Origin of the sequence: Marivivens sp. LCG002, assembly GCF_030264275.1 — a bacterium.
Taxonomy (GTDB): Bacteria; Pseudomonadota; Alphaproteobacteria; order Rhodobacterales; family Rhodobacteraceae; genus Marivivens.
Map to the genome: position 1 here is coordinate 2,496,423 of NZ_CP127165.1, position 25,841 is coordinate 2,522,263.

Annotated in this window: 27 protein-coding genes and 1 tRNA gene; 17 read left to right on the plus strand and 11 right to left on the minus strand. The window is 57.5% G+C overall.

What is annotated here, in order from left to right; translation table 11 throughout:
• Positions 1 to 98 precede the first annotated feature (98 nt).
• Positions 99 to 1,058 (plus strand): GAF domain-containing protein, encoded by a 960-nt coding sequence (locus tag QQG91_RS12280; RefSeq protein ID WP_285770516.1) that lies wholly within the window; start codon positions 99 to 101, stop codon positions 1,056 to 1,058.
• Between the two features lie 138 nt (positions 1,059 to 1,196).
• Complete coding sequence (gene exaC, locus QQG91_RS12285) at positions 1,197 to 2,711, plus strand: acetaldehyde dehydrogenase ExaC (protein ID WP_502881602.1); 1,515 nt, start codon at positions 1,197 to 1,199, stop codon at positions 2,709 to 2,711.
• Positions 2,712 to 2,812: 101 nt separating this feature from the next.
• Here the strand turns inward: exaC and QQG91_RS12290 are convergent, their stop codons facing one another.
• Both QQG91_RS12290 and QQG91_RS12295 read right to left on the minus strand, forming a co-directional pair.
• Positions 2,813 to 3,970 (minus strand): hypothetical protein, encoded by a 1,158-nt coding sequence (locus tag QQG91_RS12290; protein ID WP_285770518.1) that lies wholly within the window; start codon positions 3,968 to 3,970, stop codon positions 2,813 to 2,815.
• A gap of 10 nt (positions 3,971 to 3,980) precedes the next feature.
• Positions 3,981 to 5,474: a ShlB/FhaC/HecB family hemolysin secretion/activation protein gene (locus QQG91_RS12295; protein ID WP_285770519.1), complete on the minus strand. Its 1,494-nt coding sequence runs from the start codon at positions 5,472 to 5,474 to the stop codon at positions 3,981 to 3,983.
• Between the two features lie 185 nt (positions 5,475 to 5,659).
• On the opposite strand from QQG91_RS12295, the gene QQG91_RS12300 reads away from it, so the two are divergent.
• A complete protein-coding gene (locus QQG91_RS12300; RefSeq protein ID WP_285770520.1) occupies positions 5,660 to 6,118 on the plus strand; it encodes a hypothetical protein in 459 nt (152 codons plus the stop codon).
• Between the two features lie 91 nt (positions 6,119 to 6,209).
• Here QQG91_RS12300 and QQG91_RS12305 read toward each other — a convergent pair.
• From QQG91_RS12305 to QQG91_RS12320, 4 genes are all read right to left on the minus strand, one after another.
• Positions 6,210 to 6,286 (minus strand) — tRNA-Arg (locus QQG91_RS12305).
• Between the two features lie 76 nt (positions 6,287 to 6,362).
• Positions 6,363 to 7,751, minus strand: coding sequence for a sensor histidine kinase (locus QQG91_RS12310; protein ID WP_285770521.1), 1,389 nt, complete (start codon positions 7,749 to 7,751; stop codon positions 6,363 to 6,365).
• A 15-nt stretch (positions 7,752 to 7,766) separates the two neighbouring features.
• Positions 7,767 to 9,140, minus strand: coding sequence for a dihydrolipoyl dehydrogenase family protein (locus QQG91_RS12315; RefSeq protein WP_285770522.1), 1,374 nt, complete (start codon positions 9,138 to 9,140; stop codon positions 7,767 to 7,769).
• Positions 9,141 to 9,851: a TVP38/TMEM64 family protein gene (locus tag QQG91_RS12320; protein ID WP_285770523.1), complete on the minus strand. Its 711-nt coding sequence runs from the start codon at positions 9,849 to 9,851 to the stop codon at positions 9,141 to 9,143.
• A 235-nt stretch (positions 9,852 to 10,086) separates the two neighbouring features.
• Here QQG91_RS12320 and rpmH point away from each other — a divergent pair, with 235 nt between their 5' ends.
• The 10 genes from rpmH to QQG91_RS12370 all read left to right on the plus strand — a co-directional run bounded on the left by rpmH (position 10,087) and on the right by QQG91_RS12370 (position 18,079).
• The gene (rpmH, locus tag QQG91_RS12325; protein ID WP_068289071.1) at positions 10,087 to 10,221 is read left to right on the plus strand and encodes a 50S ribosomal protein L34; all 135 of its coding nucleotides are present in this window, start codon (positions 10,087 to 10,089) and stop codon (positions 10,219 to 10,221) included.
• Between the two features lie 17 nt (positions 10,222 to 10,238).
• The gene (rnpA, locus tag QQG91_RS12330) at positions 10,239 to 10,631 is read left to right on the plus strand and encodes a ribonuclease P protein component (protein WP_285770524.1); all 393 of its coding nucleotides are present in this window, start codon (positions 10,239 to 10,241) and stop codon (positions 10,629 to 10,631) included.
• Positions 10,628 to 10,864: a membrane protein insertion efficiency factor YidD gene (gene yidD / locus QQG91_RS12335; protein WP_285770525.1), complete on the plus strand. Its 237-nt coding sequence runs from the start codon at positions 10,628 to 10,630 to the stop codon at positions 10,862 to 10,864. Before rnpA ends, yidD begins: the two co-directional genes overlap by 4 nt.
• A 66-nt stretch (positions 10,865 to 10,930) precedes the next feature.
• Positions 10,931 to 11,797, plus strand: coding sequence for a tRNA 2-thiocytidine(32) synthetase TtcA (gene ttcA, locus QQG91_RS12340; RefSeq protein WP_285770526.1), 867 nt, complete (start codon positions 10,931 to 10,933; stop codon positions 11,795 to 11,797).
• Between the two features lie 69 nt (positions 11,798 to 11,866).
• On the plus strand, positions 11,867 to 13,393 hold the full coding sequence (locus tag QQG91_RS12345) for a putative bifunctional diguanylate cyclase/phosphodiesterase (protein ID WP_285770527.1): 1,527 nt from the start codon (positions 11,867 to 11,869) through the stop codon (positions 13,391 to 13,393).
• A gap of 119 nt (positions 13,394 to 13,512) precedes the next feature.
• On the plus strand, positions 13,513 to 15,312 hold the full coding sequence (yidC, locus tag QQG91_RS12350) for a membrane protein insertase YidC (RefSeq protein ID WP_285772353.1): 1,800 nt from the start codon (positions 13,513 to 13,515) through the stop codon (positions 15,310 to 15,312).
• Between the two features lie 73 nt (positions 15,313 to 15,385).
• Positions 15,386 to 16,036 (plus strand): ribosome biogenesis GTP-binding protein YihA/YsxC, encoded by a 651-nt coding sequence (gene yihA / locus QQG91_RS12355; protein WP_285770528.1) that lies wholly within the window; start codon positions 15,386 to 15,388, stop codon positions 16,034 to 16,036.
• 38 nt (positions 16,037 to 16,074) lie between these two features.
• Positions 16,075 to 16,953 (plus strand): acetylglutamate kinase, encoded by an 879-nt coding sequence (gene argB / locus QQG91_RS12360; protein ID WP_285770529.1) that lies wholly within the window; start codon positions 16,075 to 16,077, stop codon positions 16,951 to 16,953.
• Between the two features lie 2 nt (positions 16,954 to 16,955).
• On the plus strand, positions 16,956 to 17,594 hold the full coding sequence (locus QQG91_RS12365) for a ferredoxin (RefSeq protein ID WP_285770530.1): 639 nt from the start codon (positions 16,956 to 16,958) through the stop codon (positions 17,592 to 17,594).
• Entirely contained in the window at positions 17,591 to 18,079 is a 489-nt protein-coding gene (locus tag QQG91_RS12370; protein WP_285770531.1) for a SixA phosphatase family protein, read from the plus strand. Before QQG91_RS12365 ends, QQG91_RS12370 begins: the two co-directional genes overlap by 4 nt.
• Before the next feature lie 3 nt (positions 18,080 to 18,082).
• Here QQG91_RS12370 and QQG91_RS12375 read toward each other — a convergent pair whose 3' ends face one another.
• Positions 18,083 to 18,445, minus strand: a complete 363-nt coding sequence (locus tag QQG91_RS12375; RefSeq protein ID WP_285770532.1) for an HIT domain-containing protein — start codon at positions 18,443 to 18,445, stop codon at positions 18,083 to 18,085.
• A gap of 8 nt (positions 18,446 to 18,453) precedes the next feature.
• On the minus strand, positions 18,454 to 20,031 hold the full coding sequence (locus QQG91_RS12380) for a DUF5928 domain-containing protein (RefSeq protein ID WP_285770533.1): 1,578 nt from the start codon (positions 20,029 to 20,031) through the stop codon (positions 18,454 to 18,456).
• A gap of 152 nt (positions 20,032 to 20,183) precedes the next feature.
• On the opposite strand from QQG91_RS12380, the gene QQG91_RS12385 reads away from it, so the two are divergent.
• Positions 20,184 to 21,002, plus strand: a complete 819-nt coding sequence (locus tag QQG91_RS12385; protein ID WP_285770534.1) for a sulfotransferase family protein — start codon at positions 20,184 to 20,186, stop codon at positions 21,000 to 21,002.
• A gap of 30 nt (positions 21,003 to 21,032) precedes the next feature.
• Here QQG91_RS12385 and QQG91_RS12390 read toward each other — a convergent pair whose 3' ends face one another.
• Together QQG91_RS12390 and nth are read right to left on the minus strand one after the other, a co-directional pair.
• The gene (locus QQG91_RS12390; RefSeq protein WP_285770535.1) at positions 21,033 to 22,022 is read right to left on the minus strand and encodes an adenosine kinase; all 990 of its coding nucleotides are present in this window, start codon (positions 22,020 to 22,022) and stop codon (positions 21,033 to 21,035) included.
• Positions 22,019 to 22,663, minus strand: coding sequence for an endonuclease III (gene nth / locus QQG91_RS12395; protein ID WP_285770536.1), 645 nt, complete (start codon positions 22,661 to 22,663; stop codon positions 22,019 to 22,021). Before nth ends, QQG91_RS12390 begins: the two co-directional genes overlap by 4 nt.
• Positions 22,664 to 22,756: 93 nt before the next feature.
• Between nth and QQG91_RS12400 the strand changes: the two genes are divergently transcribed.
• From QQG91_RS12400 to QQG91_RS12410, 3 genes are all read left to right on the plus strand, one after another.
• Positions 22,757 to 23,593 (plus strand): methylated-DNA--[protein]-cysteine S-methyltransferase, encoded by an 837-nt coding sequence (locus tag QQG91_RS12400; protein WP_285770537.1) that lies wholly within the window; start codon positions 22,757 to 22,759, stop codon positions 23,591 to 23,593.
• A 113-nt stretch (positions 23,594 to 23,706) separates the two neighbouring features.
• Positions 23,707 to 24,369, plus strand: coding sequence for a YiaD family glycine zipper/OmpA-like lipoprotein (locus tag QQG91_RS12405; protein ID WP_285770538.1), 663 nt, complete (start codon positions 23,707 to 23,709; stop codon positions 24,367 to 24,369).
• Positions 24,370 to 24,464: 95 nt separating this feature from the next.
• Positions 24,465 to 25,232: a FadR/GntR family transcriptional regulator gene (locus QQG91_RS12410; protein ID WP_285770539.1), complete on the plus strand. Its 768-nt coding sequence runs from the start codon at positions 24,465 to 24,467 to the stop codon at positions 25,230 to 25,232.
• A 49-nt stretch (positions 25,233 to 25,281) separates the two neighbouring features.
• On the opposite strand, the gene QQG91_RS12415 is transcribed toward QQG91_RS12410, so the two are convergent.
• Entirely contained in the window at positions 25,282 to 25,839 is a 558-nt protein-coding gene (locus QQG91_RS12415) for a F0F1 ATP synthase subunit B (RefSeq protein ID WP_285770540.1), read from the minus strand.
• Between the last annotated feature and the right edge of the window lie 2 nt (positions 25,840 to 25,841).

Genomic DNA, 25,841 nt, shown 5'->3' on the forward strand with positions numbered 1-25,841 from the left:
GACGAGGGGTCGGCCATTGTGCCGACCCTTTTTCATTGGCACACTCAATGTGCTGCAACACAGAGAACGCCGATGCTCGGCATACCGGAGACACCATAATGGCGCGCACGACGCAGCACGTGACCCGTGTTCTTGAGACAGCCCAAAGCAATTCCGCCGCCGCGCATTCACGGCTCGCCGCGTCTTGGCGGCGTTCCATCGTCAAACACGGGCTCGACCCAGCGGACAAGCGACCACGGATGCGCGTCGAAGCACAAGACATCGAACACCGCCGCGCCGCAATGGAGCAATTCCTTGTGGTTGCGGCACCCAAACTCGACGCCCTCTTCTCGCTTGTGGGCAATTCGGGCTGCGGCGTTCTTCTCACCGATGCAGCGGGCGTGATCCTTGATCAACGCTGCTCCCGCGCGGATGAGCTTACCTTTCAGGACTGGGGCCTTTGGCAAGGGGCAGACTGGAGCGAGGCAAGCGAAGGCACCAACGGGATCGGCACCTGTCTTGCAGAAAACCGTCAGGTCATCATCCACCGCGACGAACATTTCCATTCGCGCAACATCGGCATGAGCTGTATGGACGCCCCGATCTATGGCCATGACGGACGGGTGATCGCGGCGCTTGATGTCTCCTCCGCCCGCGCGGATCAGACCGAAAGTTTCAACCGCTTGATCGCCGCGATGGTAAGCCAGACCGCACGCCAGATCGAAGCGGACAACTTCCGCGCCAGCTTTCCCAAATCCCGTATCATCGTGGCGCATGGCGACGATAGCGAGGCCGCGGTTCTTTTGGCCGTTGATCACGATGACATCGTGATCGGCGCAACACGCGAAGCGCGCAAGGTCTTTGACCTTGGAACCGAACCGACGATCCGCGCTGTGCCCGCCGCCGATGTTCTCGGGCGTGAAACGGGGCCGAGCGGGTTCGAGAAAGCCGAGCGCGCCGCCGTTATGCGGGCTCTTGCCCGTGCCAACGGAAACGCATCAGAGGCCGCTCGCGCACTCGGGATCGGCCGTGCCACACTCTATCGCCGGATGAAACGTCTTCGTATTCGCGAAAACTAGGCCGAACCTGTCTCACATCTGAGACAGGTGAGACGGTGGAGCGTCTTGGCCCCTCCTGACACGAATCTCCCTCTTGGCCATCGTTTTCCCATCACCGGATGGAGGATCCGGCCAACAGGAGGAATTCCAATGAACGATATGTCCAAGCCCGAAGCGGTTTACTTCACCTCGCCGTTCAAGGCCCGCTATGACAACTTTATCGGTGGCAAATTCGTTGCCCCGAACAGTGGTCAGTATTTCGACAACATCACCCCGATCAGCGGTGAGAAAATCTGTGAAGTCGCGCGTTCGAACAACGCCGACCTCGAAGCCGCTCTGGACGCCGCCCATGCCGCCAAAGATACTTGGGGCAAATCGTCTGCTGCGCACCGCTCGAACATTCTTCTCAAGATCGCTGATCGTCTTGAAGAGAACCTCGAACTTCTCGCCACCGCCGAAACCTGGGACAACGGTAAACCGATCCGCGAGACCGTGAATGCCGACATTCCGCTTTCGGTCGACCACTTCCGTTATTTTGCTGGCGTTCTGCGTGCCCAGGAAGGCACCATGTCCGAGATCGACAACGACACCGTTGCCTACCACTTCCACGAGCCTTTGGGCGTTGTCGGCCAGATCATTCCTTGGAACTTCTCGATCCTCATGGCCGCATGGAAGCTTGCGCCTGCGCTTGCAGCGGGTAACTGCATCATCCTCAAGCCCGCCGAACAGACCCCTGCCGCAATCATGGTTCTGGTCGAGCTGATCGCCGATCTTCTTCCTGCGGGTGCGCTGAACGTGCTCAACGGCTTTGGCGGTGAAATCGGTGCGGCGCTCGCCACCTCGAACCGTATCGCCAAGATCGCCTTTACGGGGTCGACCGAAACGGGCCGCAAGATCATGCAGGCCGCAACGCAGAACCTGATCCCCGTGACACTCGAGCTTGGCGGCAAGTCCCCCAACATCTTCTTCTCGGATGTGATGGCAAGCGATGACGCCTTCCTCGACAAGGCCGTCGAAGGGTTCGTTCTCTTTGCCTTCAACCAAGGCGAAGTCTGCACCTGCCCGAGCCGTGCTCTGATCCAGGAAGACATCTATGAAGAGTTCATCGCGCGCTGCATCGAGCGTGTCAAAGCGATCAAGCAAGGCGACCCGCGCGACATGAACACCATGGTTGGTGCCCAAGCCTCCAAGCAGCAGCACGACAAGATCATGTCCTATCTGACCATCGGCCGCGAAGAAGGCGCCGAAGTTCTGGTGGGCGGCGATGCAGCACGCTTTAACGGCGACATCGCGAACGGCTATTACATCCAGCCGACGATCCTCAAGGGCCACAACAAGATGCGCGTGTTCCAAGAAGAAATCTTTGGGCCTGTTGTGTCGGTCACGACCTTCAAGACCGAAGAAGAGGCGCTGCAGATCGCGAACGATACGATGTACGGCCTTGGGGCCGGTGTCTGGACCCGCGACGGCACCCGCGCCTATCGCTTCGGCCGCGAAATCGAAGCAGGCCGTGTCTGGGTGAACAACTATCACGCCTATCCTGCGCACGCGGCGTTCGGTGGTTACAAGCAATCGGGTATCGGCCGCGAGACCCACAAGATGATGCTCGACCACTATCAGCAGACCAAGAACATGCTGGTCAGCTACAACCCCAACAAGCTTGGTTTCTTCTGATCGAGACCCAAGCTCTCCTCCGGCGGGGCCCTTCGGGGCCCCGTTTCCTTTTGGAGAACCAGTTCAAGGAATGCGGCTCGGTGAAACCCGCGCTGTTGCTCTCACTTGCGATCGCGCTGGATCGAAACGAGACAATGCGACTGGCGCGGATGTCTTGCGGGAATGTTGCGCGCAAGCGTGTCGACGCGGGTCGCACTTCGAAGGACTGCGACATTCGCTCCGTTGTCCGTCTCAACTGTGCGCGGGCCATGACCAGACGACAGGCACGACCAAACAGCCCCGCTGTCATCCGAGACGGTGTGCCTTTCGGCTGTGTCCTGTCTTCCCGCTGTTGACGTGATCTGGCCTGTGTTGACAGAGCCCTGCGACTTCTCGGAATGGGTTATGGTTCCGGTCGCTCCCACCGTTTTCAAATTCGCAGGCTTGGGTCGCGGTCTTTGGACCGAAACGGGGGCAAGTGTGACATTCACGCTGTGAAGATCGCTCGGGGTCGGCGGAACCAGATTGGTCGGCCCGTATCCGACAAGGGGAGGCGTTGCGACAGAGCTGACCGTCTGAACCGGTGCAAAGCCCGTCACAGTCGGTGCCGTCACAGGATGCACCGTCACAATGGGGCTATACCCCGTGAAGGACGGCGACTCTACCGGAACAACAGTCAGAACAGGTGCATAGCCCGTGATCGATGGGGTCGCCTGAGGATGGACCACGACGACAGGGCTATAACCGACAAAAGACGGGGTCGGCGTCGGCGAAAGGGTAACGGTCGGGGAAAACCCCGTGAACGACGGGGCGACCAATGGCGTTACTTGAATCGCGGGACTGTAACCACTGAAAGACGGCGCAGGAATTTGCTGCACGGGCGATGGACTTACCCCCACGAAACTTTGCTGCGGAAGAGGCCGCACGATGTAGCCGGGGCTATAGCCGGTGATATCGGGCGCTTTGGACGAGGTCACTGTCGCGACAGGGCCAAACCCTGTGAACTGTTTGGGTGCGATCGGCTGCACGACGATCTTTTGGGTAGTCACGACAGGTGCCACCAAGGCACTGCCCGTCGAGCCCGTGCCCGTCGCAGTCGCCGTCGCGCCCCCGAAGGATGATCCGACAGACCCACCACAGAGCACCGCATCGTAGTGGGGGTTACTGGTCTGGCACCAGCCGTAATGATTGCCGTTATTGGCATGGGCCGCCAATGGCAATGTCGCCAGAATGGCGAAAACGGCAGAGCGGGCTTTAAACGTCTTTGAAGGGTTGGTCATCGCGCGCTCCTCACCACTGCTTGGAAATCGAAACATAGATTGCCGGATCACCTTTTGCGGTGCGGGGTCCCGCGACCAGAGGCACAGCAAAATAGGTTTGACCATAGAGGTCCTGTGGCAGGGTAAAGCGTAGACCTGCTCCAAGGGATGTCGACTTGGCCGAGCTCGCTGCGGTTGCGCCGAATGCATTTGAACGCGACCAGCCGAAATCGACAAACCCGAAGGGCTCGAAAGCGATCCCGTTCGTGACCTGATTATAACCCTCCAAGGCCAACTCGACGCTCAAGGAAATACCGCTGTCTCCCGATATTTCATTGAAGTCATAAGCCCGGTTCGCTCCTCGCCCCCCGAGAACAAGTTTTTCGGTCGCGGGCAAGGCGTCAGAGCTTGACTGTCCCGTCGCCTGAAACTCGATCCGTGCAGGTTGGTCGCCAAGTGTAAGCGGATGACCGTAGCCCACGCCGAAGCGGGCATAGTTGAATGTGGTCGAAGCGGAGGTATCGCCGCGCTGGGTGCCGAAACTCAGCGATGCCGCGTACTCCAGCGCCCCGCCCTGATCAAGCCGCCGTCCATCAAGCCAGATCAGACTTCCGACGGTGGCGGTCGATTTGAAATTCGCGGTATTATTGGTCGCGCTCGAGCTTGCGCGGCGAATTTCCCCGATTAGGTAACCATAGCGATCAACCGTCCTAACCACAGGAACACCCGCGGCAACAATCGCCGTGTTTCCATTGAGGTCGGTTTGCTGCAAAATACCCATCGCATTGTAGCGGGCCTGAAGTGTTCCGAGATAACCCTCAAGATAGGCGCCGTTTCCACCCACTGGCGCACGATAGGAAATCGCGCCCGAGAACGAAGGGTTCTTTGTCGAGAACTCGTAGGACGTTCCAAAAGTCAGCTTGAGCAAATCCCCTGCGGTCACCACATGATAGAAATGCTGGTCGATGGTTGCGGCAAGAGCAGAGGTCGGATTTCGCCCAGGCGTGTCGATTGTAATCTGCCCCCAGCTGTCCGAAAGCTGTTCGCCGATGATCCGTAATTCCGCACCACCGTTTGGATCAGGATAGGTGATCTCTGTTGTTGCAGAAACGGTCTCGATATCATCAGTGAGCATCAAGGCGCGCTCGATCTCGTCGATCGAGACAGCGTTGTCGGTCAGAAGCGGCGCTACATATTTTGCAACGAGATCGTGGACGTCCTTGTCCACGCCCTCGATGCGCACCGACCCGACACGGCCCTCGTCGACCACGATCGTCTTGCCATCCGAGGACAATGTGACATCTGCAAGAACATAGCCGTCTTCTTGGTAGATCTGACCGATCAATGCCGCGAGCCGCTGGCCATCGATCCCGCCGTCCATAAGAGCATAGTGCGCAGCATATTGGAGAAGCTCGGCGGCATCGTATTCGTGAACCCCAACCAAGTGAAACTGTGCGGGTGTCTCTTGCGCCATCGCATTATGCGCAAAGAGCGCAATTCCGCAGGAGGCTAGCCATATCTTCATTCTGCCCTCGTCACTCGAACCGATACACTTTCCAAGACGATAACAAGCCATCGCGGAATTCGAAAACTCAAATTGAAACAATGTATGCATTGCGCCTGCAGGATCATCGAATGTGTCATCCTGAACTCGGTTGAAATCCTCTGTCTCGGCGAACAACAAGGTCCGCAAAAAGAGCGGGCTGGAAAATGCTTTTGACTCGCGATGCCTTCGGGATCAGCATTTCACCGAAGCAGTTGGGGAATATGAGTTCGATGAACCTTTACCGTCTCGCAAAATTCGGGAGTGCCTTTTTCGCGCTTGCCTTCGCAGCCTCCTGCACAAGCACACAGAGGATCGAAGCGCCGGAAGGACGCGTCTATTGCGGCGGTGGCGCAATCAAGCGGGTGATCGAATACGGCAGCGACGGGCGACGACAGGAAAGCATTTTCGTCCACATTTCAGAAGAGAACACGCTCACAGGAGAGAAGACGTTCCGTCGCGAAGAAGGCATAACCGCCTATTCATGGTTCGGTAGCAACGAACCCGCCCCCGAGGGGTTCGTCAAAGCGCTTTTGCTCGACAACGGTGGCGAGATGCTGGTCTTTGAGGACGGTAATCAACATTGGATCGAATACGGCGACTACACCTATCGGCAATGTAATTGATGTCCCCAAAACATCGCCAGAAGCACAAACAAGCGCGTTGCATCGCGCACCCACGCCCGAAGGCGTTACTCAATTCGGAGATTTTGGGAAATGGCGGACTGGGGAGGATTCGAACCCCCGACCCCTTGATTCGTAGTCAAGTACTCTATCCAACTGAGCTACCAGTCCGCGCTAGAGTGAGGGTGATCTATCCCTAGGCCCAAAGGTTTGCAAGAGCGAAAATGAAAGTTTTTTTCTTTTATTTTCAAAGGCCAGAGATTTCAGTCTTGGGGAGAGTGATTCCAAACTCGGTTCCGCTCTGATCTGTGCGGATCAGATCAAGGGTTCCGCCGTGTCCACGCACCAGTTCTGCGGCGATCGCCAACCCAAGCCCCGAGCCGCCCTTGGCGACGCCCCCCTGAAACGCGCGAAACAGGTTTTCCTGTGCGCGTTTGGGCAGACCCGGCCCCGTATCTGTGACACCGATATACCAAGCCCGATCCGTCTCTTCGGCATGAATATTGATCTCGCCTGATTTGCCCGTCGCCATGATCGCCTGACGGGCGTTGCGCACGAGGTTCGAGATCACGCGGTAAAGCTGTTCGTTGTCCGCGCGCACGATCATGCCTGCGGGGATATCCTCGGAAAAGGAGAGATCATACCCCCCTGCGGCCAAACGCTCTCCGTCGATGACATCCGCGACAAGCCGCGCGAGGCTCAAACGTTGCAAGGCAGGTGGCGGCTCTTGCGCCTTGCCAAAGGCCAAGGTGGTCTCGCACAGGTTCACCGCGCGGGTGATCGAATTCACAAGCTTGGGCGCAAGACGTTGAACAGCGGGGTCCTCCGATGCTTCGATCCGATCCACGAAAAGCTGGGCCGACGTTAGGATATTGCGCAGATCATGGCTGACTTTCGCGACCCCCTCACCCAATTGAGCAAGACGCTCGCGCTGTTTGAGCGCGGCGGTAAGCTGTGTCTGAAGGCTCTGCAGCGCGATTTCCGCATCCCGTAATTCGATCACGCCAGCCGAAGGTTCGATGATCCGCCGCGCGTCCTCGGGGGCCTCGGCATAGCTTTTCATATGACGGATCACGCCCTTTATCGGCGACACGAGAAAGGCGCGCACCGCAAGAAACAGCAAAAGCGCCGTGATGATCGAAATCACAGCAGAGAGCGCGAGGATGTTCACACCATAGTCCAGCATGGCGAGCCTAAGAGGCGCCTGTTCCATCGTGACTTCGATCAAGAGACCACCGTCCTGAACAGGATTGCCGATCACGCGGATGATCGGATCACCGCTCTGGACCAAGGTCGCCAGCGCATCGACGATCAAGCTCCATGCCGATGGATCGCGCAGATCATAGCTTGCCTCGACAGGCTTCGGGATCGGAGACGAAAGCGCAAGTTGCCGCACTTCGTCACGCCGAAGCACCACGTTGAACACACCTGCGTTGGCAAGAAGTTCCGCCTCGAGATCTTCCGAGATCATATCTTCGGCCAGAAGCGCAAGAGAGGCTATCTGGGCGCGTTCGAGACGCAGCAAAAGGTAGTCCTGACGATAGCGCGCAACAGAAGGCACAAAGATCAGCACCTCTGCCAGCATGACAAAGACCGTCGTCAGGATCAGAAATCGCCCCGAGAGCGAGTTAAACATTTTGCCTCCACGTGGTTAGGGAAGCAGCCTTTGCACCCAGCGCACGATTGTTTTGACCATATTGCTCTCAAAGAGCCTAGGAGAGAAATAGGTTCCCGCAGCGCGTTTGTTAATCTCTCCGAGTGTAGGATATGGCAAAACCATCCCCGCTATCGCCGACATTTTAAGCTTGTTCGCGATGGCAAGCGCCCAGACACCGATCATTTCGCCTGCATCCGCCCCGACGATCGAAACACCGATGGGGCGTCCCTTGACGATCATGACCTTGATAAAACCGTTGGTGCGTTTTGTGGCGATAGCGCGGTCAATGTGTTCGTAGTCGAATCGGACAACTTCGAGCTTGTCACCGTGTATTTCGCGGGCCTCCGATTCTTTCGGGCCGATTTGCGCGAGTTCGGGGTGGGTATAGGTGGCACGCGGGATATGCGCGTGAGAGGCCTTGGCAGGCAAACCGAACAGCATGGACCGGATGATGACGCCCGCATGGTAGCCCGCGACATGGGTGAATTGCATCCCCCCCGCAACATCACCGATGGCATAGACACGGCGGTTGGACACCGAGCGAAGCCCCGCATCGACCTTGACCCCCTTGGGATCGAATTCAACGCCGCCCGCCGCAAGATCAAGCTTGTCAACATTCACGCGTCTTCCGACCGCCACAAGAAGATGGGTGCCGCGGATAACGTGTTCTTCGCCGTGCACTTCGACGGCACCTTCTTTGCCGGATACGCGTGTGACCTTCGTCTGTTCGAAAATCTCGACGCCATCATCTATCAGGCTTTGGCGCACAAGAGCGCGACATTCGGGGTCTTCGTTTGCGAGAACTTCTCCCGCTTCGACCAGACTGACGCGGCAGCCCAGCCGACGATGCGCTTGGGCCATTTCCATACCGATCGGGCCGCCGCCTATGATGACAAGGTGCTCAGGCCTATCGCGCAGATCGAAAATCGTCTCGTTGGTGAAAAAAGGAACATCGCGCAACCCATCGATGGGCGGCACGAAAGGGGATGAGCCCGTTGCAATGACAAAGCGGCGCGCCTTGATCCGTGTGTCCCCTGCGATCACGGTTTTGGGGGTCTCGAAACGGGCATAGTCCCGAATGACGGTGCACCCCAGCCCTTCGAACCGATCCTGCGAGTCCACTGGGGCGATCGTTTCGATGGTTGCTTTGACGTGATCTTTGGCGGCTGCAAATTCCAGTGGCGGGGTTTGATTGGCGGCCCAGATCAGCGCCTTGGAGGGCACGCAGCCGAAATTGAGACAATCGCCCCCCATTTCGTGGCCCTCGATCAAAACGACCCGCGCACCCATCTGAACCGCGCCCGCAGCAACGGAAAGCCCGCCCGAGCCTGCGCCGATGACACAAATATCCGTGGAAATCGTTTTCATTCAGATGACCTTTCCGCCCCGAAGGGACTTGATCACGATCGGCAGGACCGCAAGCGCACAGAGCCCCAGAATCGGCAAGAGAATTTGCGGCGCAAAGATCACACCCAGATCGGGGGTTTCCCCGCGATTGAAGACTTCCCCAAGCCCTGCGCCGACCGAGGTATAGACCAAGGCGCCCGGCATGATTCCCAAAAAGGTCGTGACGACAAAACGATAAAGGGGAACAGCCATCAGAGCGGGAAGAAGATTGGCGACGAAAAACGGCACGACAGGCATCAAACGGATGAGAAAGAGCATCTCCCACTGATTGCGGTCTATCCCGCCCTTGAGCCTTTGAATCAACCCCGAGCTCGCGTCCATCCTTGCCGCAAGGCGTTCCCCGAAACCGCGCCGCGCCGCCAGAAAGATCAGCACCGCGCCGATGGTCGCGCCCGTCATGTTGAACAGCACACCCGGAAAGACGCCGAACAGGAACCCGCCGGTCAGCGTTGCCAACGTCGCACCGGGCAAGGAAAACGTCACAAGGCCGATATAGAACCCGATCAGGGCAAGCGCCGTAAGAAGATAGTTCTCGTCGCGAAAGGCGAGAAGCGCCGAACGGTTTTGCTGGAGCACTTCGAAGGTCAGGACATCGCGCAGTAAAAAGGCCCCCGCGACGGCGACAAAAGCGATTCCCGCGAGGGGCAACCATTTGGGGAAATATGCAGGCATCTGGGCGCTCTCATTGGCTTCAACCCCTAGATGGCCTATCCAGAGGAAAGGTGGTAGCCCTGTCACGAGGGATTGACCCGATGTTTCAGCGCGAGTTTTCCGAGTTTTTCTAAAAACCACGGTTCGGACACGTTGACATGGATCGAGGCCCCCTCTATGGCAGGGCTTCGAAAAGTTCATTGGCCTCGAATCCCGCATAATGCGGTTCGGCCCGCAGTTATTCGGAGAGAACGCGATGAAGCGCACGTTCCAACCCTCGAACCGAGTTCGCAAGAACCGTCACGGCTTCCGTGCTCGTATGGCTACCAAAAATGGCCGTAAGATCCTGAACGCTCGTCGCGCACGCGGCCGCAAGGTTCTGAGCGCCTAAGCGCTCCGCGCGGTCGGATGACCTCGCTGGAAACGGAAAAAGTCGAAACCGCCGAGGCTTTACCTCAGGCGGTTTTTGCTCTTCCTCCGGTCATAAAAAAACGGGCTGATTTCGTGCGGGCTTCGAACGCCCGCAAGCAAGGCACACCTGCGTTCTTGCTCCAAGCGCGATTCCGTGAGGACAGCGCCCCGTTTCGCGTCGGCTTCACCTGCTCGAAAAAGGTCGGCAATGCTGTGGCGCGCAACCGCGCAAAGCGCCGTCTGCGGGAAATCGCGCGGCTTGTTCTCAGTGACGCGGGAAAAGCGGGATGGGACTATGTCCTCGTCGGGCGCAAAGACGCGACCGCCACACGCGATTTCGTCCTGCTTCAGAAAGACCTCCGCTTTGCGCTCCGCAAGGTGCATGAATGAGCCCGCTTGCGCATCTCCTCGCGCTCCCCGTGCGGGCCTATCGGCTTTTGTTTTCGCCTTGGGTGGGACATGGCTGCCGTTTTCAGCCGACTTGCTCGGCCTATTCTCTCGAAGCGCTTGAAAAGCACGGCGCGTTCAAAGGCACCTATCTCACCCTAAGACGCATCGGTCGGTGCCATCCGCTCGGCGGCTCGGGGTATGATCCTGTTCCGGACAAGACCCGCCGACATTGACCCCGAACCATGGCCGCGGCCAAAAGGTTTCTTGCTGCAAACCCTCATGAGGACTAAAGCACGCTCATGCTTGACGATTGCGACGATATCCACCCGCTCTTTCACGGCGCGCCCAAGACCACCGAGTTCAAAAAGCTTCGCAAACGCATTGTTCAAAACGTGCGCGAAGCGATCGAGCAATACGGGATGGTCGAGCGCGATGCCCGTTGGCTTGTTTGCCTTTCGGGCGGAAAAGACAGCTATACGATGCTCGCGATCCTGTACGAGCTCAAATGGCGCGGGCTTCTGCCTGTGGAGCTGCTTGCCTGCAATCTCGATCAGGGGCAACCGGGCTTTCCTGCAACCGTGCTTCCTGAATTCCTTGAAAAGATGGGTGTTCCGCATCGGATCGAATACGAAGACACCTATTCCATCGTTAAGGACAAAGTCCCCGAAGGTCGCACCTATTGCGCCCTGTGTTCGCGTCTGCGCCGCGGCAATCTCTATCGCATCGCGCGCGAGGAGGGCTGTTCTGCCGTGGTGCTCGGCCATCACCGCGACGATATTCTCGAAACATTCTTTATGAACCTGTTCCATGGTGGGCGTCTTGCGACGATGCCGCCCAAACTGGTCAACGAAGAAGGCGATCTCTTTGTCTATCGCCCGCTTGCGCATGTGGCCGAAGAGGACTGTGAGAAGTTCGCCAAATCAATGAATTACCCGATTATTCCTTGTGATCTTTGCGGCTCGCAAGACGGGCTTCAGCGGCAACAGGTCAAAGGCATTCTGGACGGTTGGGAAAAGAACCGCCCCGGTCGCCGTCAGGTGATGTTCCGCGCCTTGATGAACGCGCGTCCCTCGCATCTTTTGGACCCCAACCTGTTCGATTTCAAAGGGCTCGAGCTGAGCCCCAAAGATCGTGACAATTCGAGCGATATTCCCGACCTGCGTTAACGCCTATGTCAGCCTGATGTTCCTACTTTGTCCCTGTCACTTTTGGTTGGGGCTATGGGAAATCGGATTATGCAAAGCACTCGGAACCGCCTTTTGGAAGGTATGCGTCGGCTCAATACGCCGCGAAACAAACGGCTTGCGCTCCTTGCGAGCATGCCTGCCGGAATCGGTGTAGCCTTTGCCTTGGGCGGAGCAACCGGCGCAACGGCGACAGCCGTCGCATTTCCCGCCGCGCTCGCTTTGGGGCCACTGAGCAAAAAGACCGAAGAGCCAAGCAAAGACTGGCTCACGGGTTTGATGCTGCGCGATTGTGCGATCAGACGGCTTGACGAAACGCTCGCCACCTCTGCCCGCAAAGGGTTTGCGACGGGCGCAATTGTTTTTGAAATCGACCGCTTTCGCGTGATCGAGGAAAAGCACTCGCGGCCCTCGGTCGAGTTGATGTTGCGCATCGTGGCCGAGCGTATCTGTGCAACCGTGCGGGAAACCGACGCCGCGGTCCGGCTTGATGGCGCGGTCTTCGGGGTTCTGCTCTCGCCCATTCGACGGTTGAACCTCGAAGCCGCGATCCAGCTTTCCTCGCGAATCCAACAAGCGATCGCTGCTCCGATTCCGATCGATGGGGCGAATGTCTATCTGACGGCCTCGGCCGGATTCTGTCTTGCGTCGCGCCTCCCCGCACCTTCGGGGGAAAAGATCCTTCAAGCCGCCACAACCGCTTTGATCGAGGCCCAGCGTCACGGCCCGGGCGCGATCCGAAGCTATTCCGAGGCAATGCAGACGCGGATCACCAGTCGCAGCGATCTGATTGCACAGGTCAGCGGCGCCATGGAGCGCGGGGAAGTTCGAGCATTCTTCCAGCCGCAAGTCGGCACGAAATTCGGCGAACTCACAGGCCTTGAGGCGCTGGCACGTTGGAAACATCCTGAACGCGGGCTGATCCCGCCGATCGAATTTCTCCCCGCTCTGGAAGAAGCGGGACTCATGGACAAACTGGCAGAGGTCATGGTCCGCGACGCACTTGGTGCTCTTCACGAGTGGGACCGGAGCGGACTTTATGTGCCGCGCATCGGTGTGAACTTTTCCAACACGGAACTCAGGGACCCGGGCCTTGTAGACAAGATCAGGCAGGAGCTGGATCGCTTCACGCTGGAACCTTGCCGTCTTGCGGTCGAAGTTCTCGAAACCGTAGTCGCCGATCACGAGGACGATCTCGTGATCCAGAACCTGTCCAGACTTGCCGAACTCGGATGTCGTCTGGACCTTGATGACTTTGGGACGGGACACGCTTCGATCACGTCGATTCGCCGCTACAGTATCGAGCGGATCAAAATCGACAGAAGCTTCGTCACGCGCATCGATCAGGACGCCGAGCAACAAAAAATGGTAGCGGCGATCCTCACGATGGCCGAACGGCTCGGGCTTGAAACACTGGCAGAGGGTGTGGAGACCGCAGGCGAACATGAAATGCTCGGCGCGTTGGGCTGTGGCCATATCCAAGGCTTCGGTATCGCAAGACCCATGCCCAAGGAAGAGACCGAGACCTGGATCAGGTCACATCTGGCCGCGCATCGTCCGCGACTGAGGGCGACATAAGTTCACAACTGCGCCGACAATGGCGCCAAAGAGGCTTTTTTCACTGAAAACCGCTTGACCTTTGGAGCCTTGACCTATTGAACCGCCGTATCATTTCCAACGCGAAAACGGCGGTTCAGATGGACGATCAGAACAAGAACCTAATCTTCGCGACAGCGCTCAGCTTTGTCGTGATCCTTGTATGGTTCTGGCTATTCCCACCAGAAGACACGGCAAACACGGTTGATCCGGCTGTTGCCACAGAGCAAACCATTGTAGATGCGACTCCGGCTGTCGAAACGGCTGCGACCACGGCAACCGATGGCGAAGCCACCGTCTCCGAAGCACCCCGCGTCCAGATCGAGACCGACAACCTTGCTGGTTCGATCTCGCTTCTCGGCGGTCGCATCGACGACATTTACCTGAGCAAATACACGCTCACCCTCGACGAGGACTCCGAGACCGTGCGTCTCTTGCGTCCCGTTGGCGAGAACGACGCCTATTACGCGGCCTTTGGTTGGGCTGCAGCCGAAGGTATCGCCGGCGATGCCGTCCCCGGCCCGGATACGCTCTGGTCGATCGAAGCGGGGGACAAGCTCACCCCGAGCACGCCCGTGACCCTTGTTTGGGAAAACGGCGCAGGCCAGACATTCCGTCAGACCTATTCGGTCGATGAAAACTTTATGTTTACGATCTCGCAGTCGGTCGAAAACGCATCGGGCGCGCAAATCGCGCTGCGTCCCTATGGTCTTTTGCGCCGCGTGACCGAACCCGACGGGCTCAAGAATTTCTTCGTTCTTCACGAAGGCCTTGTGCGCATGTCGGACGGTGTTCTTGAACAGACCAAGTATAAGAACATCCGCAAATACGACCTGAGCGAGCTTGACCAAACCCAGGCAGAACGCATCGAAGTCGCCGAAAAAGGCTGGATCGGTTACACCGACCACTATTGGATGACGACGATCATTCCCGCGCAGGATACGCCGTTCCGCTCGGTCTCGAAGTATTTCGAAAGCCGCGACCTCTACCAAGCCGAGGCTGTCCAGCCGGTCCACACGATTTCTGCAGGATCGTCTACATCGGTCGATACCCGTCTCTTTGTCGGGGCAAAGGAGTGGGAGACCATCCGCGAGTACCAGAACAATGACGATGTCGACGGGTTTATCGACTCGATCGATTGGGGCTGGTTCTTCTTCCTGACAAAGCCGATTTTCTGGCTGCTTCACACGCTCAATGCGGGTATCGGCAACATGGGTTGGTCCATCGTGGCGCTGACCATCATCCTCAAGGCATTGGTTCTACCGCTGGCTTACAAGTCCTATGTGTCTATGGCCCGCATGAAAGAGCTTCAGCCCGAGATGGAAAAGCTCAAAGAGCGTGTCGGCGATGATCGCGCCGCTCTCCAGCAAGGGATGATGAAGCTCTACAAGGACAACAAAGTGAACCCCGCTTCGGGTTGCCTTCCGATCCTGATCCAGATCCCGATCTTCTTCTCGCTCTACAAAGTGATTTTCGTCACAATCGAACTTCGCCATGCAGAGTGGCTTGGTTGGATTCGCGACCTCTCGGCACCCGATCCGTCGTCTATCCTCAACCTCTTCGGGCTGTTCAACTGGGCGACCCCCGAACCGGGAAGCATCTTCTTTATCTTCTCGCTCGGCATTCTCCCGATCCTCCTCGGCATTTCGATGTGGCTCCAGCAAAAGCTGAATCCCGCGCCCACCGATCCTGCTCAAAAGATGATCTTTGCGTGGATGCCTTGGGTCTTCATGTTCATGCTCGGATCGTTTGCCAGTGGTCTTGTGCTCTACTGGATCACCAACAACACGATCACCTTCCTGCAGCAGTATACGATCATGCGCAGCCACGGCCACAAGCCGGATGTCTTCGGAAACATCCTCGCGACCTTCCGGCGCAAACCGGCCGAAGCGAAAAAGTAAAACAGATCACCGCCCCGATTTCGGGGCGGTTTTCCTATGGGCGAGCGCTTTGCGCATCTGATATACAGGTCACATGCAGTTACATTTTCCAGAAGTCGAAACTCCCGATGATGCAAGCCTTGAAACGGGGCGGCTTCTCTTTGCGGGTCCCGTAGAGTTCCTCAAGGGTGTGGTCGCCATGAACGGCATGCCCCCCGCGGACCGGATCGAAGTTTGCTTTGCGGGGCGCTCGAACGTGGGCAAATCAAGCCTGATCAATGCGCTGACGGGCCGCAAGAATCTCGCCCGTGCGTCCAACACGCCGGGACGCACGCAAGAGATCAACTTTTTCACCGTGGGGGATGAGCACTATCTCGTCGACCTTCCGGGATACGGCTTTGCCAACGCGCCTGTCGCAGTGGTGGAAAAATGGCAACGCCTTTTGAAACAATATCTTTCGGGGCGCCCGACCCTTCGGCGTGTTTTCGTTCTCATCGACTCGCGCCACGGAGCCAAAGCCGTGGACGAAGAAATCATGACGCTGCTCGACAAATCGGCTGTGACCTTTCAGGTGGTCATGACCAAGATGGACAAGGTCAAAGCCTCGGAGCGCGAAGAATCGCTTGCGCGCACGCGCGAGGCCCTTCGTCGGCACCCCGCTGCATTCCCCGAAATCATCATCACCTCTTCCGAAAAGGGGGATGGCGTCTCGACGCTTCGGGCCATCATCGCAAACATCGACTAAAGCCTATTTGGAAAGGCAGGACCGTGAGGAAGCAGAATATGAACCGTGACTGGATCGCCACCGCCCGCACATTGTCGGAGGCTCTTCCCTATCTCCAGCGCTATTCCGGCGCGATCGTGGTGATCAAGTTCGGCGGCAACGCGATGGGTGACGACGAGGCCATGGCCGACTTTGCCCGCGACGTCGTTCTGATGCGTCAGGTCGGTCTTAACCCCGTGGTCGTTCACGGCGGCGGCCCTATGATCAACGACCTTCTCGGTCGTCTGGGCATCAAGTCCGAGTTCGTGCGCGGCAAGCGCGTGACCGATAAGGCCACCGTCGAAGTCGTCGAAATGGTGCTGACGGGTCTCGTCAACAAACGCATCGTTCAGGCGATTATGGACGAAGGCGGCCGTGCGGTCGGTCTTTCGGGCAAGGATGACGACCTGATGGTCTGTGAGGCGGATGATCCCGAACTGGGCTTTGTCGGTAAACCTGTCGAGATGAATGTTCAGGTTTTGCACGATCTCTTTAATGCAGGCATCATTCCGGTCATCGCGCCCGTTGCAACGGGGATGCAGCCGAACGAGACCTTCAACGTCAACGGCGACACGGCCGCAGGCGCCATTGCCGGCGCGCTCAAGGCCGACCGTCTGCTTCTTTTGACCGATGTTCCGGGCGTCAAAGACGAAACCGGAGAAGTCGTGACCCAGCTTTCGCCCGATCAGGTCCGCGATATGATCGAACGCGGCGTCATCGCCGGCGGTATGATCCCCAAAACAGAAACCGCGCTTGCGGCAATCGAAGAAGGCGTTCGGGCGGTTGTGATCCTTGATGGACGCCTTCCGAATGCAAGCCTTCTCGAACTCTTCACCGAGCATGGCGCAGGGTCGATCATTCGCTCGACCGAGAGCCGTGTAAAGCCGCGTCGGGGATGACAATGCAGCGCGCCGAAATCGAAGCCCTTGCAAATGCAGAAGGTTTGACGATTTCGGGCGTTGTCCAAGCAACCGTTGAAAAGCCGCTCCCGAACGGGGCGGCTTCTTTGATTCTCCTGTCGCCTCTGGAACCTTTGTTTTGGGCACATGTTCAAAAATCGGCCGAGGCACGTGACGGCACACCCGATCCGCTCGACCGGTGGTCGTTACGGGTCATATCCGAAATGGCGCTACGGCTGGATGGAGAGCCCTTCTTTCCGTTTGGCGGCCCGCCCTATCACCCGTTTTACACATGGGCGATCGACGGCGGCGAGGTTCATGTGTCACCCGTTGCGCTTTTGACATCGCAACGCGCAGGACTTTTCACTTCATTTCGGGGCGCAATCGCGCTTTCGGAGCGGATCGCCTCCGAATATGTCCCCTCGCCCTGCGCGGGCTGTGCGCAGCCCTGCACTACGTCCTGTCCCGTGGGAGCAATGGGGCCGAACGGTTATGACGTGCCTAAATGCCACGCCTTCCTTGACAGTTCCGAAGGTCGGGACTGTCTCTCCAACGGCTGCCGTGCGCGCCGTGCGTGCCCCGCCGGAACAAACCGACTCTCCGAACAATCCGCGCATCACATGAGTTATTTTCACAGATGACACTCCGCCTGATCCTGACGCGTCACGCAAAGTCCGACTGGGGCAACCCCGCGCTTGACGACAAAGACCGAAGCCTGAACGGGCGGGGCAAGGCCGATGCACCCAAGATCGGCGCATGGATCAAGTCGATGGGATACGAGCCGCAAGAGGTGCTCTGTTCGTCGGCCACCCGAACGCAAGAAACACTTCGTGGATTGGGCTATGATCACGCGCCCGCAATCAAGGTTCTCGACGCGCTTTATCTTGCCGAACCAGAGGACATCCTCGCCCTTCTCGGCACCGTCCAATCGGCAACCGTGCAGGTGATCGCCCATAACCCCGGAATCGGGGTCTTGGCGAATGCGCTTTTGGAGGATGAACCGGATCACCCCGACTTTTACCGTTATCCGACGGGCGCCACTGCGATCATCGACTTCGACCAAGCCGACTGGAGCGGAATTAAAGCGGGCACCCTTGTGGATTTCAGAGTGCCCCGCGATTTGTGACCCTTAACGGACCAGCATCGGTCCAAGCGGTTTGCCTGCACAGATGTGAACGTGCAAATGCGGCACTTCCTGATGCCCATGATCGCGCGTGTTTGCGATGGCGCGGAAACCGTCCTCTACCCCGACGATCTTGCAGACTTCGGCAATGGCTTTCATAAAGCCGACCTGCTCATCGGCACTTGCCTCCATCGCGAAGTGGTCAAGGCTCATATACGGGCCCTTGGGGATCACAAGAACATGGATCGGCGCTTGGGGCGCAATGTCTTCGAAAGCAAGAGCGTGCTCGTTCTCGTAAACGGTCTTGTTCGGGATTTCACCGCGCAGGATTTTCGCGAAAACGTTCTGATCGTCGTAAGCAAAAGACATAAGAGGCCTCAGTCATAAAAAAGATAAGGGGTTTCAGCGATTTGTCGCGCCAAGTCTTTGCTGATGTCCAGGAACTCTTCAAGCACTTCTGCATTTTCCTCGACCGTTGCCCGTTCACGAAGTTTGAGGTGATCGGGGAAATTCGCGTCTCTGATGCGGTCGCTTTCGAATAGGACGTCATTGAGAACGGTCGGCAACAAAAGCGCCATCGCCTCTGCCGAGGTCTGTTCCCCCGCAAGTCCGACACGTTTGGCATGCCCTTCCAGATATTCGTTGCTGAACTCGCAATCGATCTCCAAGAGCTGGGTCTTGGACCGATCCGAGAAAAAGTCCTGCATCAGATCGAGGCTTGCCGTATCGAGACAGATGATCAGGCGATCCGTCTCGTGGTAGTCGAACAGCATACGCATCAACGCTCGGCGGTGACGATGCCGCTTTTCCAGCGTCTTTTCGATGCCGCCAAGATCGGGGAGCGGCGTGCTCTCTTCGTTGAAGAGGAAATCGAGCGCGGGAATATCAGTGAAATGCTTGATCGAACCGATAAGACGCTTTGCGACATGCCATTTTTTACAGGCAACGATCAAAAGCTCTCTTTCGCGGCCCAATGACGTCTCCACCTCCCAGAAGCGCGGTGTGAAGCGACGTCCGACCCGTCCACGCCCCGTCAGGAATTTGAAGAGGCTCCGCCCCTCGTTCGAGATTTTGAAATCCTCACGACCCGATGCATAAAGGCGACCAAGACGCCGTTTGAGCTCTTTTGCTTCAGGGCTGATTTTGCGGGCAAAGAGACAGTCCTGCGACAAGAGCAAGTCATAGTGATCGTTATAGAACGTCACAGGCATGCCGTAATCGGTAAACATCAGGAACGTAAGTGTGCGCGTCTCGATCTCTTTGTCGGGGACGAGATGGCGAACGAGTGTCTGAAAGAACGTTTCGTCCGGAATCCAACTGGTTGCAAAGAAGCGCATGACGTCTTTGCGCTTGCGGGTGAAATCGAGAATCCATTCGATGGTACGGCGACGAAGACACCACCACTGGCTCCCGATCTGGACCTGAATGTCGGTGGGAATGCTGCGCGAGAGGCCAAGCTTTTGCTGCGCGGCAAGCGACCAATAGAAACGGCGCTTTTGGGTGCGTTCGTTGAAGAAATGCCGATAGATCAGGCGTTCCTCTTTGATCCCCGTTTTGATCCAGTCGCTTTCGAAGAAATCGAAGCTCTCGATGTAGTCGACATCGTGGGTATCGAGAAAGCGTTTGGCGTATTTGGCCGATTTGATTGCCATGCAGTCGCCCGACACCATGTAGAAATGGGTCGCTCGTGGGAAAGCCTCGACCGCGGCTTCGACCGCATAGAGCGTCGCCTGCACAAGGCTCCACGCCCCCCATCCACATTTGATTCGCTTTTTGGCAAAGGCGACGTTCGGATTGTCGGCCAAAGCCGATTTTATCTTGTCGAAATGGGCTCTGGGCGCTCGTGCGTCGAAGTGGATAGAGATAAAGTCACCCACAGCCGTAAGCTGCTGCGCCTGAAAAATGATCGCATCAGGATCCTTGTGACAGAGAAGAATGAATGCGATTTTTGCCATAATAGAAACAATAAGGGGTTTTCAGGCTCTTAGTTTATGCTTGATACCCTGAACAGCCGTTGAATAAACAGGCAAAGTTTGGTTTTTATACGAAAATATCAATCGCAGAGTGCAGGATTCAACCTGACCATTGCAAAGTTGGAGGCGGTTTAATGGGTTTTCCCGGTACTTGGATGACGGAAAGCGAGAGCGTGGTCTACCGCGTCGTGCCGAAATGTGCGTGCTCGACGATCGGTCAGATCATGTTTTATTCAGATCACGGCAAATTTTTCGACGGGGATATCCACGACGCCCAAGGCGGCATGCATAAATGGTCGATCGAAGCGAGCCAGCCCAAGATCACCGAGAATGTGCAAAAGCACACCTCCTATGCCTTTACCTGCGTGCGCAATCCCTATACCCGAATCCTGTCTTCCTTCTTTGACAAGATTTGCGGCATTCAACGCAACGGCAAACGCTATCGCGGCAACCTCGTTCCTTTGCTGATCCAGAAATACGGCATCGAAGTCGGAGATCCGAAAAACGGGTTCGAGTTCGACCAGATCAAATCCTTCCGCCGGTTTTTGCTCTTTGCGCGTGACACCATCAAATACCGCCGCCCCATGGACCCTGATATCCATTGGTCTGCGATGAGCGGGCACATCTCGACGTTCATCTGTAACGGCGGGAGATACGACAACATTTTCTGGACAGAGAAATTCAACGAAGGCATGCAATCAGTGCTCGATAATATCGACACACCGAAGTTCGTGGACCTCAAGCAAATCCCGCGCTTCAACGAGAGCGAAGGCCACGGCCCGAAACGGCTCCACCCTGTCGAAGACTACTTCGACGATCTCTCGATGCATCTGGTCTATGAAATCTACAAAAAGGATTTCTTGCTGTTCAAATACGACTTCGAGAATCCGGCAAACAAAATGCCGATCGGCGAGATCGACCTCGCCGAAGTGCACGCCAAACTCGGGAACTAATGAAAAAGCCGGCGAGATGCCGGCTTTTCTTTATACAAGGTTCTGGTCGGCGAGGAGCGCTTTGAGATCGCTCTGGGCGCGCGGTCCCATATGGCGGATCACTTCGCCCGCCACAGTGCACCCGATGCGGCCACAGGTCTCCAGATCACGGCCAAGCGCCAGTCCATAGAGGAAACCCGCCGCAAAGCCGTCTCCCGCGCCTGTCGCATCCACGGGGACGATCTTTTCCACGGGCACATCGGCGCGCTCGGTGCCGGCGATAATCGTCACCCCGTCGCCCGAGCGGGTGCAGGCGACGAGCGGACAGATCGCAGCGGTCTTGGCCAGTGCAGCCTCAAGATCATCGGTTTCCCAAAGCGACTTGATCTCGTCTTCGTTGCCGATCACGTAGTCAAGCTCGTTCTCGATGAGACGCAAAAAGTCGGCGCGATGGCGTTCCACGCAGAAGGGATCGGAAATCGCGATCCCCGCTTTGCCGCCCGCATCACGGCAGGCCCGCGCCATCGAAATGAACGCCTCTTTGCCCTTGTCTTTGTCAAAAAGATACCCTTCGAGGAACACGATCTCCGCCTCGCGTGCAACGTCGAGATCAACGTCGTCGGGGCCCAGCTCTGCGGAAATGCCCAGATAGGTGTTCATCGAACGCTCGCCATCGGGAGAGACGAAAATCATTGACCGCGAGGTCGGAAGCTCACCCCCTGCAACGGGCGGATTGACAAAGCGTGTGCCGTCTTGCTCCATCGCTTCGGCGTAAAAACGGCCCAAGGCGTCATCGTGCACGCGGCCGACAAACCCCGTGCGCAGCCCCAGTTTACCGATCCCCGCAAGCGTATTCGCAACCGATCCGCCCGCAGCCTGTGTGCGGCCCTCCATTGCGCCATAGAGGATCTCGGCACGGTCCCGCTCGACAAGCTGCATGATGCCTTTCTCGATGCCCATCAGCTCGAGAAAGCTGTCATCGGCCTTGGTCAGCACGTCCACGATGGCATTGCCGATCCCGACAACCTGAAAGTTTTTCATAGGTTCTTATCCTCGAAGTCGCAAAGGTCGCGGATCAAACAAGCCGCGCATTTGGGTTTACGGGCCACGCATGTATAGCGACCATGAAGGATTAGCCAGTGGTGTGCGTGAAGTTGAAAATCGGCGGGGATGTGGTCTTCGATTGCGCGTTCGACGGCATCCACATCTTTGCCGGGGGCAATGCCCGTGCGGTTACCGACGCGGAAGATATGGGTATCCACCGCCTGCGCCGGCTGTTTCCACCACATGTTCAGGACCACATTCGCAGTCTTGCGCCCCACACCGGGAAGAGATTGGAGCGCGGCGCGCGAACAGGGCACTTCGCCGCCGTATTGATCGACGAGGATCTGGCTCATCTTGATGACGTTCTTGGCCTTTTGCCGAAAAAGACCGATCGTCTTGATATGTTCGGTCAGCCCCTCTTCGCCAAGTGCGAGCATCTTCTCGGGCGTATCTGCGATCTTGAAGAGCTCTTTGGTGGCTTTGTTCACCCCTGCATCGGTCGCCTGCGCCGACAGCGCAACCGCCACGACAAGCGTATAGGCATTGACATGATCAAGCTCGCCCTTGGGTTCGGCCTCGGCCGCGCGAAAACGCGTGAATATCTCGCGGATGGTGTGATAATCGAGTTGCTTTGCCATGGCACGGGTATGCCCAAGCGCTTGGCATGGAACAAGTGCGAATGCGCAAGAAGCGGGTCGCATCGCTTCGGGTAAAGGCATAGCGTTGCGCACATGGAACAGGAACAAGCATATCATTTCGGAGTGATTCAACGGGCGATCGAGATCATCGATCAGGCCCCGCGCCTCTCACTCGAAGAGCTCTCTGCGCGGCTCGGAATGAGCCCCTCGCATTTTCAGCGGGTCTTTTCGAAATGGGTCGGGGTGTCGCCCAAGAAATACCAAGAATACCTTGCAATCGATCACGCAAAGGCCCTGCTCCGCCAAAGGTATTCCACCCTCAGAACCACGGACGAGGCGGGCCTGACGAGCCAAGGCAGGCTGCACGATCTGTTCCTGAGATGGGAAGCGATGAGCCCCGGGACCTTTGCCCAAGAGGGAGCAGGACTTGTGATCCATTACGGTTGGTTTCCAAGCCCCTTTGGACCTGCGCTTGTCATGGGGACCGACAAGGGCATTTGCGGAATGGCATTCTCGGCGGAAATGGGCCCCGAGGGCGCGATGCAGGATCTCACCCGCCGCTGGCCCAAAGCCACCTTTTCGGAACGCCCTGACGCTCTTGCAGCCTGGGTGACGCAGGCTTTCGGTGGGTCCCTCACCACTGTCAAAACGCCGCTCGTCCTTGTCGGCGCTCCCTTCCAGATCAAAGTCTGGGAAGCGCTTCTCAATATCCCGTCGGGCCATGTGACGACCTATTCCGATGTCGCCACCGCCATCGGAAGCCCGAACGCCGTAAGAGCTGTCGGCACCGCAATCGGGCGCAATCCGATCAGCTGGCTGATTCCCTGCCATCGTGCGTTACGCAAATCGGGCGAGCTTGGGGGGTATCACTGGGGCTTGGGGGTGAAGCGCGCGCTTCTCGCCTATGAAGCGGCTCAAACGGATTTCTAACGAACGGCGGAACTCTGCCGCTCTTGGGCTGTTATTGGATAGCAAAGCAAATTGCGCTTTAACCGAAGAGCAAATCGCGCATAGTGCGCTCAAAACCCAGATTGGAATGACCAATGACATTGACCAAAACAACGCTTCTCGGCGCAGTCGCTGCGCTGGCTTTCACCACCGCCTGCACCAGCAGCCTGCAAGATCCGAGCAATCCGAACCGTAACGCACAGCAAAGCGCGATTGTAGGCGCAGGTCTCGGCGCTTTGGCGGGCTTGGCCATCGGTGACGACGCAAACTCTCGCCGCGACGGCGCTCTGATCGGGGCGATTGTCGGCGGCACGAGCGGCGCAATCTATGGCTCGATCCTCGACAAGCAGGAAGCCGAGCTTCGCCAGAGCCTCGGCTCGAACGTCGGTATCGTCAACACCGGCAACCAGCTTATCGTGTCGATGCCGCAAGATATCCTCTTTGCGACCGACAGTGCGACCCTCACGGGCGGTCTTCAGGCCGATCTCTTCACGCTCGCCAGCAGCTTGAACAGCTATCCCAACACCCGCGTTTCGGTCATCGGTCACACCGACAACACCGGCAGCGCGGCTTATAACCAGCAGCTCTCGCAGCGCCGTGCGCAAGCTGTGACCTCGGTCCTGATCAACGCTGGCGTATCGCCCGCGCGTATCACCTCGGTCGGACGCGGCGAGGATGCACCGATCGCGGACAACCTGACAGACGCAGGACGCGCCAAGAACCGCCGCGTCGAAATCGTCATCACGCCGACGCAGTAAGTCGACACGCATCAACCGATCAGGGGTCGCCTTCGGGCGGCCCTTTTCTTTTTGCGGCTCTGGTCATACATTTTGACCAATTGAAGGAGCCTGTCATGCCGTTTGAAAAGATCAATCAAAAGAAGCTTTCTCAGGAAGTCGTCAGGCAAATCGAAAGCCTGATCCTTCGCGGCATTCTCAGACCGGGAGAGCGGCTCCCTGCGGAACGCGAGCTGAGCGAACGGCTGGGCGTGTCCCGCCCCTCTCTGCGCGAGGCTCTTGCCGATCTTCAGGAACGTGGCTTGCTGATCAGCAAAGTGGGCGCCGGAGTCTTCGTTGCCGATGTTCTGGGTTCCGCTTTTTCCGAGGCTCTCATCACCCTCTTTTCCCAGCATGACGAGGCGGTGTTCGATTACATCTCGTTCCGCCGCGATATGGAGGGACTCGCGGCCGAACGCGCCGCAAAGATCGGCACGGATACAGACCTCAAGGTGATCGACACCATTTTCCACAAGATGGTTGACGCACATCCCAAGCGGAACGCAACCGACGAAGCCCGCCTCGACGCGGATTTCCACCTTGCTATTATCGAAGCCAGTCACAACGTCATCATGCTCCACATGATGCGTTCAATGTATCAACTGCTGCGCGAGGGCGTGTTTTATAACCGCCAAGTCATGTTCAAACAGCGCACGACGCGCAGCGAACTTCTCGATCAACACAAGGCAATCAACGACGCGCTTCAGGCCCGCGACCCGATCGCCGCGCGCGAGGCTGTGTCCAATCATCTGGATTATGTGCAAAAGGCGCTCGAGGATGCCCGTAAGGCGGAACGGAACGAAGCAATCGCTCAAAAGCGCTTTGATCACGAGCAGCGCAAATGAAAAGGCCCGCTCGATGAGCGGGCCGAATTCCTGACTTTCGACGCTAGGCTTAGTGAAGCTTTGCCTCGATGGTGCCGATAGCATCGTCAATGAGCTTGTTGGCATCAGTTGCAGTCATTTGCTCTGCAATGATGTCCTGAGCGGCAGCAACTGCGACAGTGATTGCACGATCGCGCACTTCTTTGATTGCAGCGTTTTGGGCACTGACAATCTGCTCTTCAGCAGAAGCGAGACGACGGGCAACCGAAGTTGCGATGTCCTGCTTGGCCTTTTCGGCGGCAGCGTTCGCTTCCTCTTTGGCGCTGGCAACGATACGAGCAGCCTGCTCCTGAACTTCCTTTTGCTTGCGCTCGTAAGATGCAAGGAGGCTCTGAGCTTCTTCACGAAGCGCTTTGGCGTCGCTGAGCTCTTGCTTGATGCCTTCAGCGCGCTTGTCGAGCATCTTTGCAACGGTGCCCGGAACCTTGAGGTAAATGAGCACACCGACAAATACGATGAACGCAAGCGTCACGATGAAGTTGGTGTTACCGAGCGAGAAGAACGGACCGGACGCCGCGAAAGCAGGCGACGCAGCCAGTGCGAGAGCAGCGGTCATGAGCTTTTTCATGT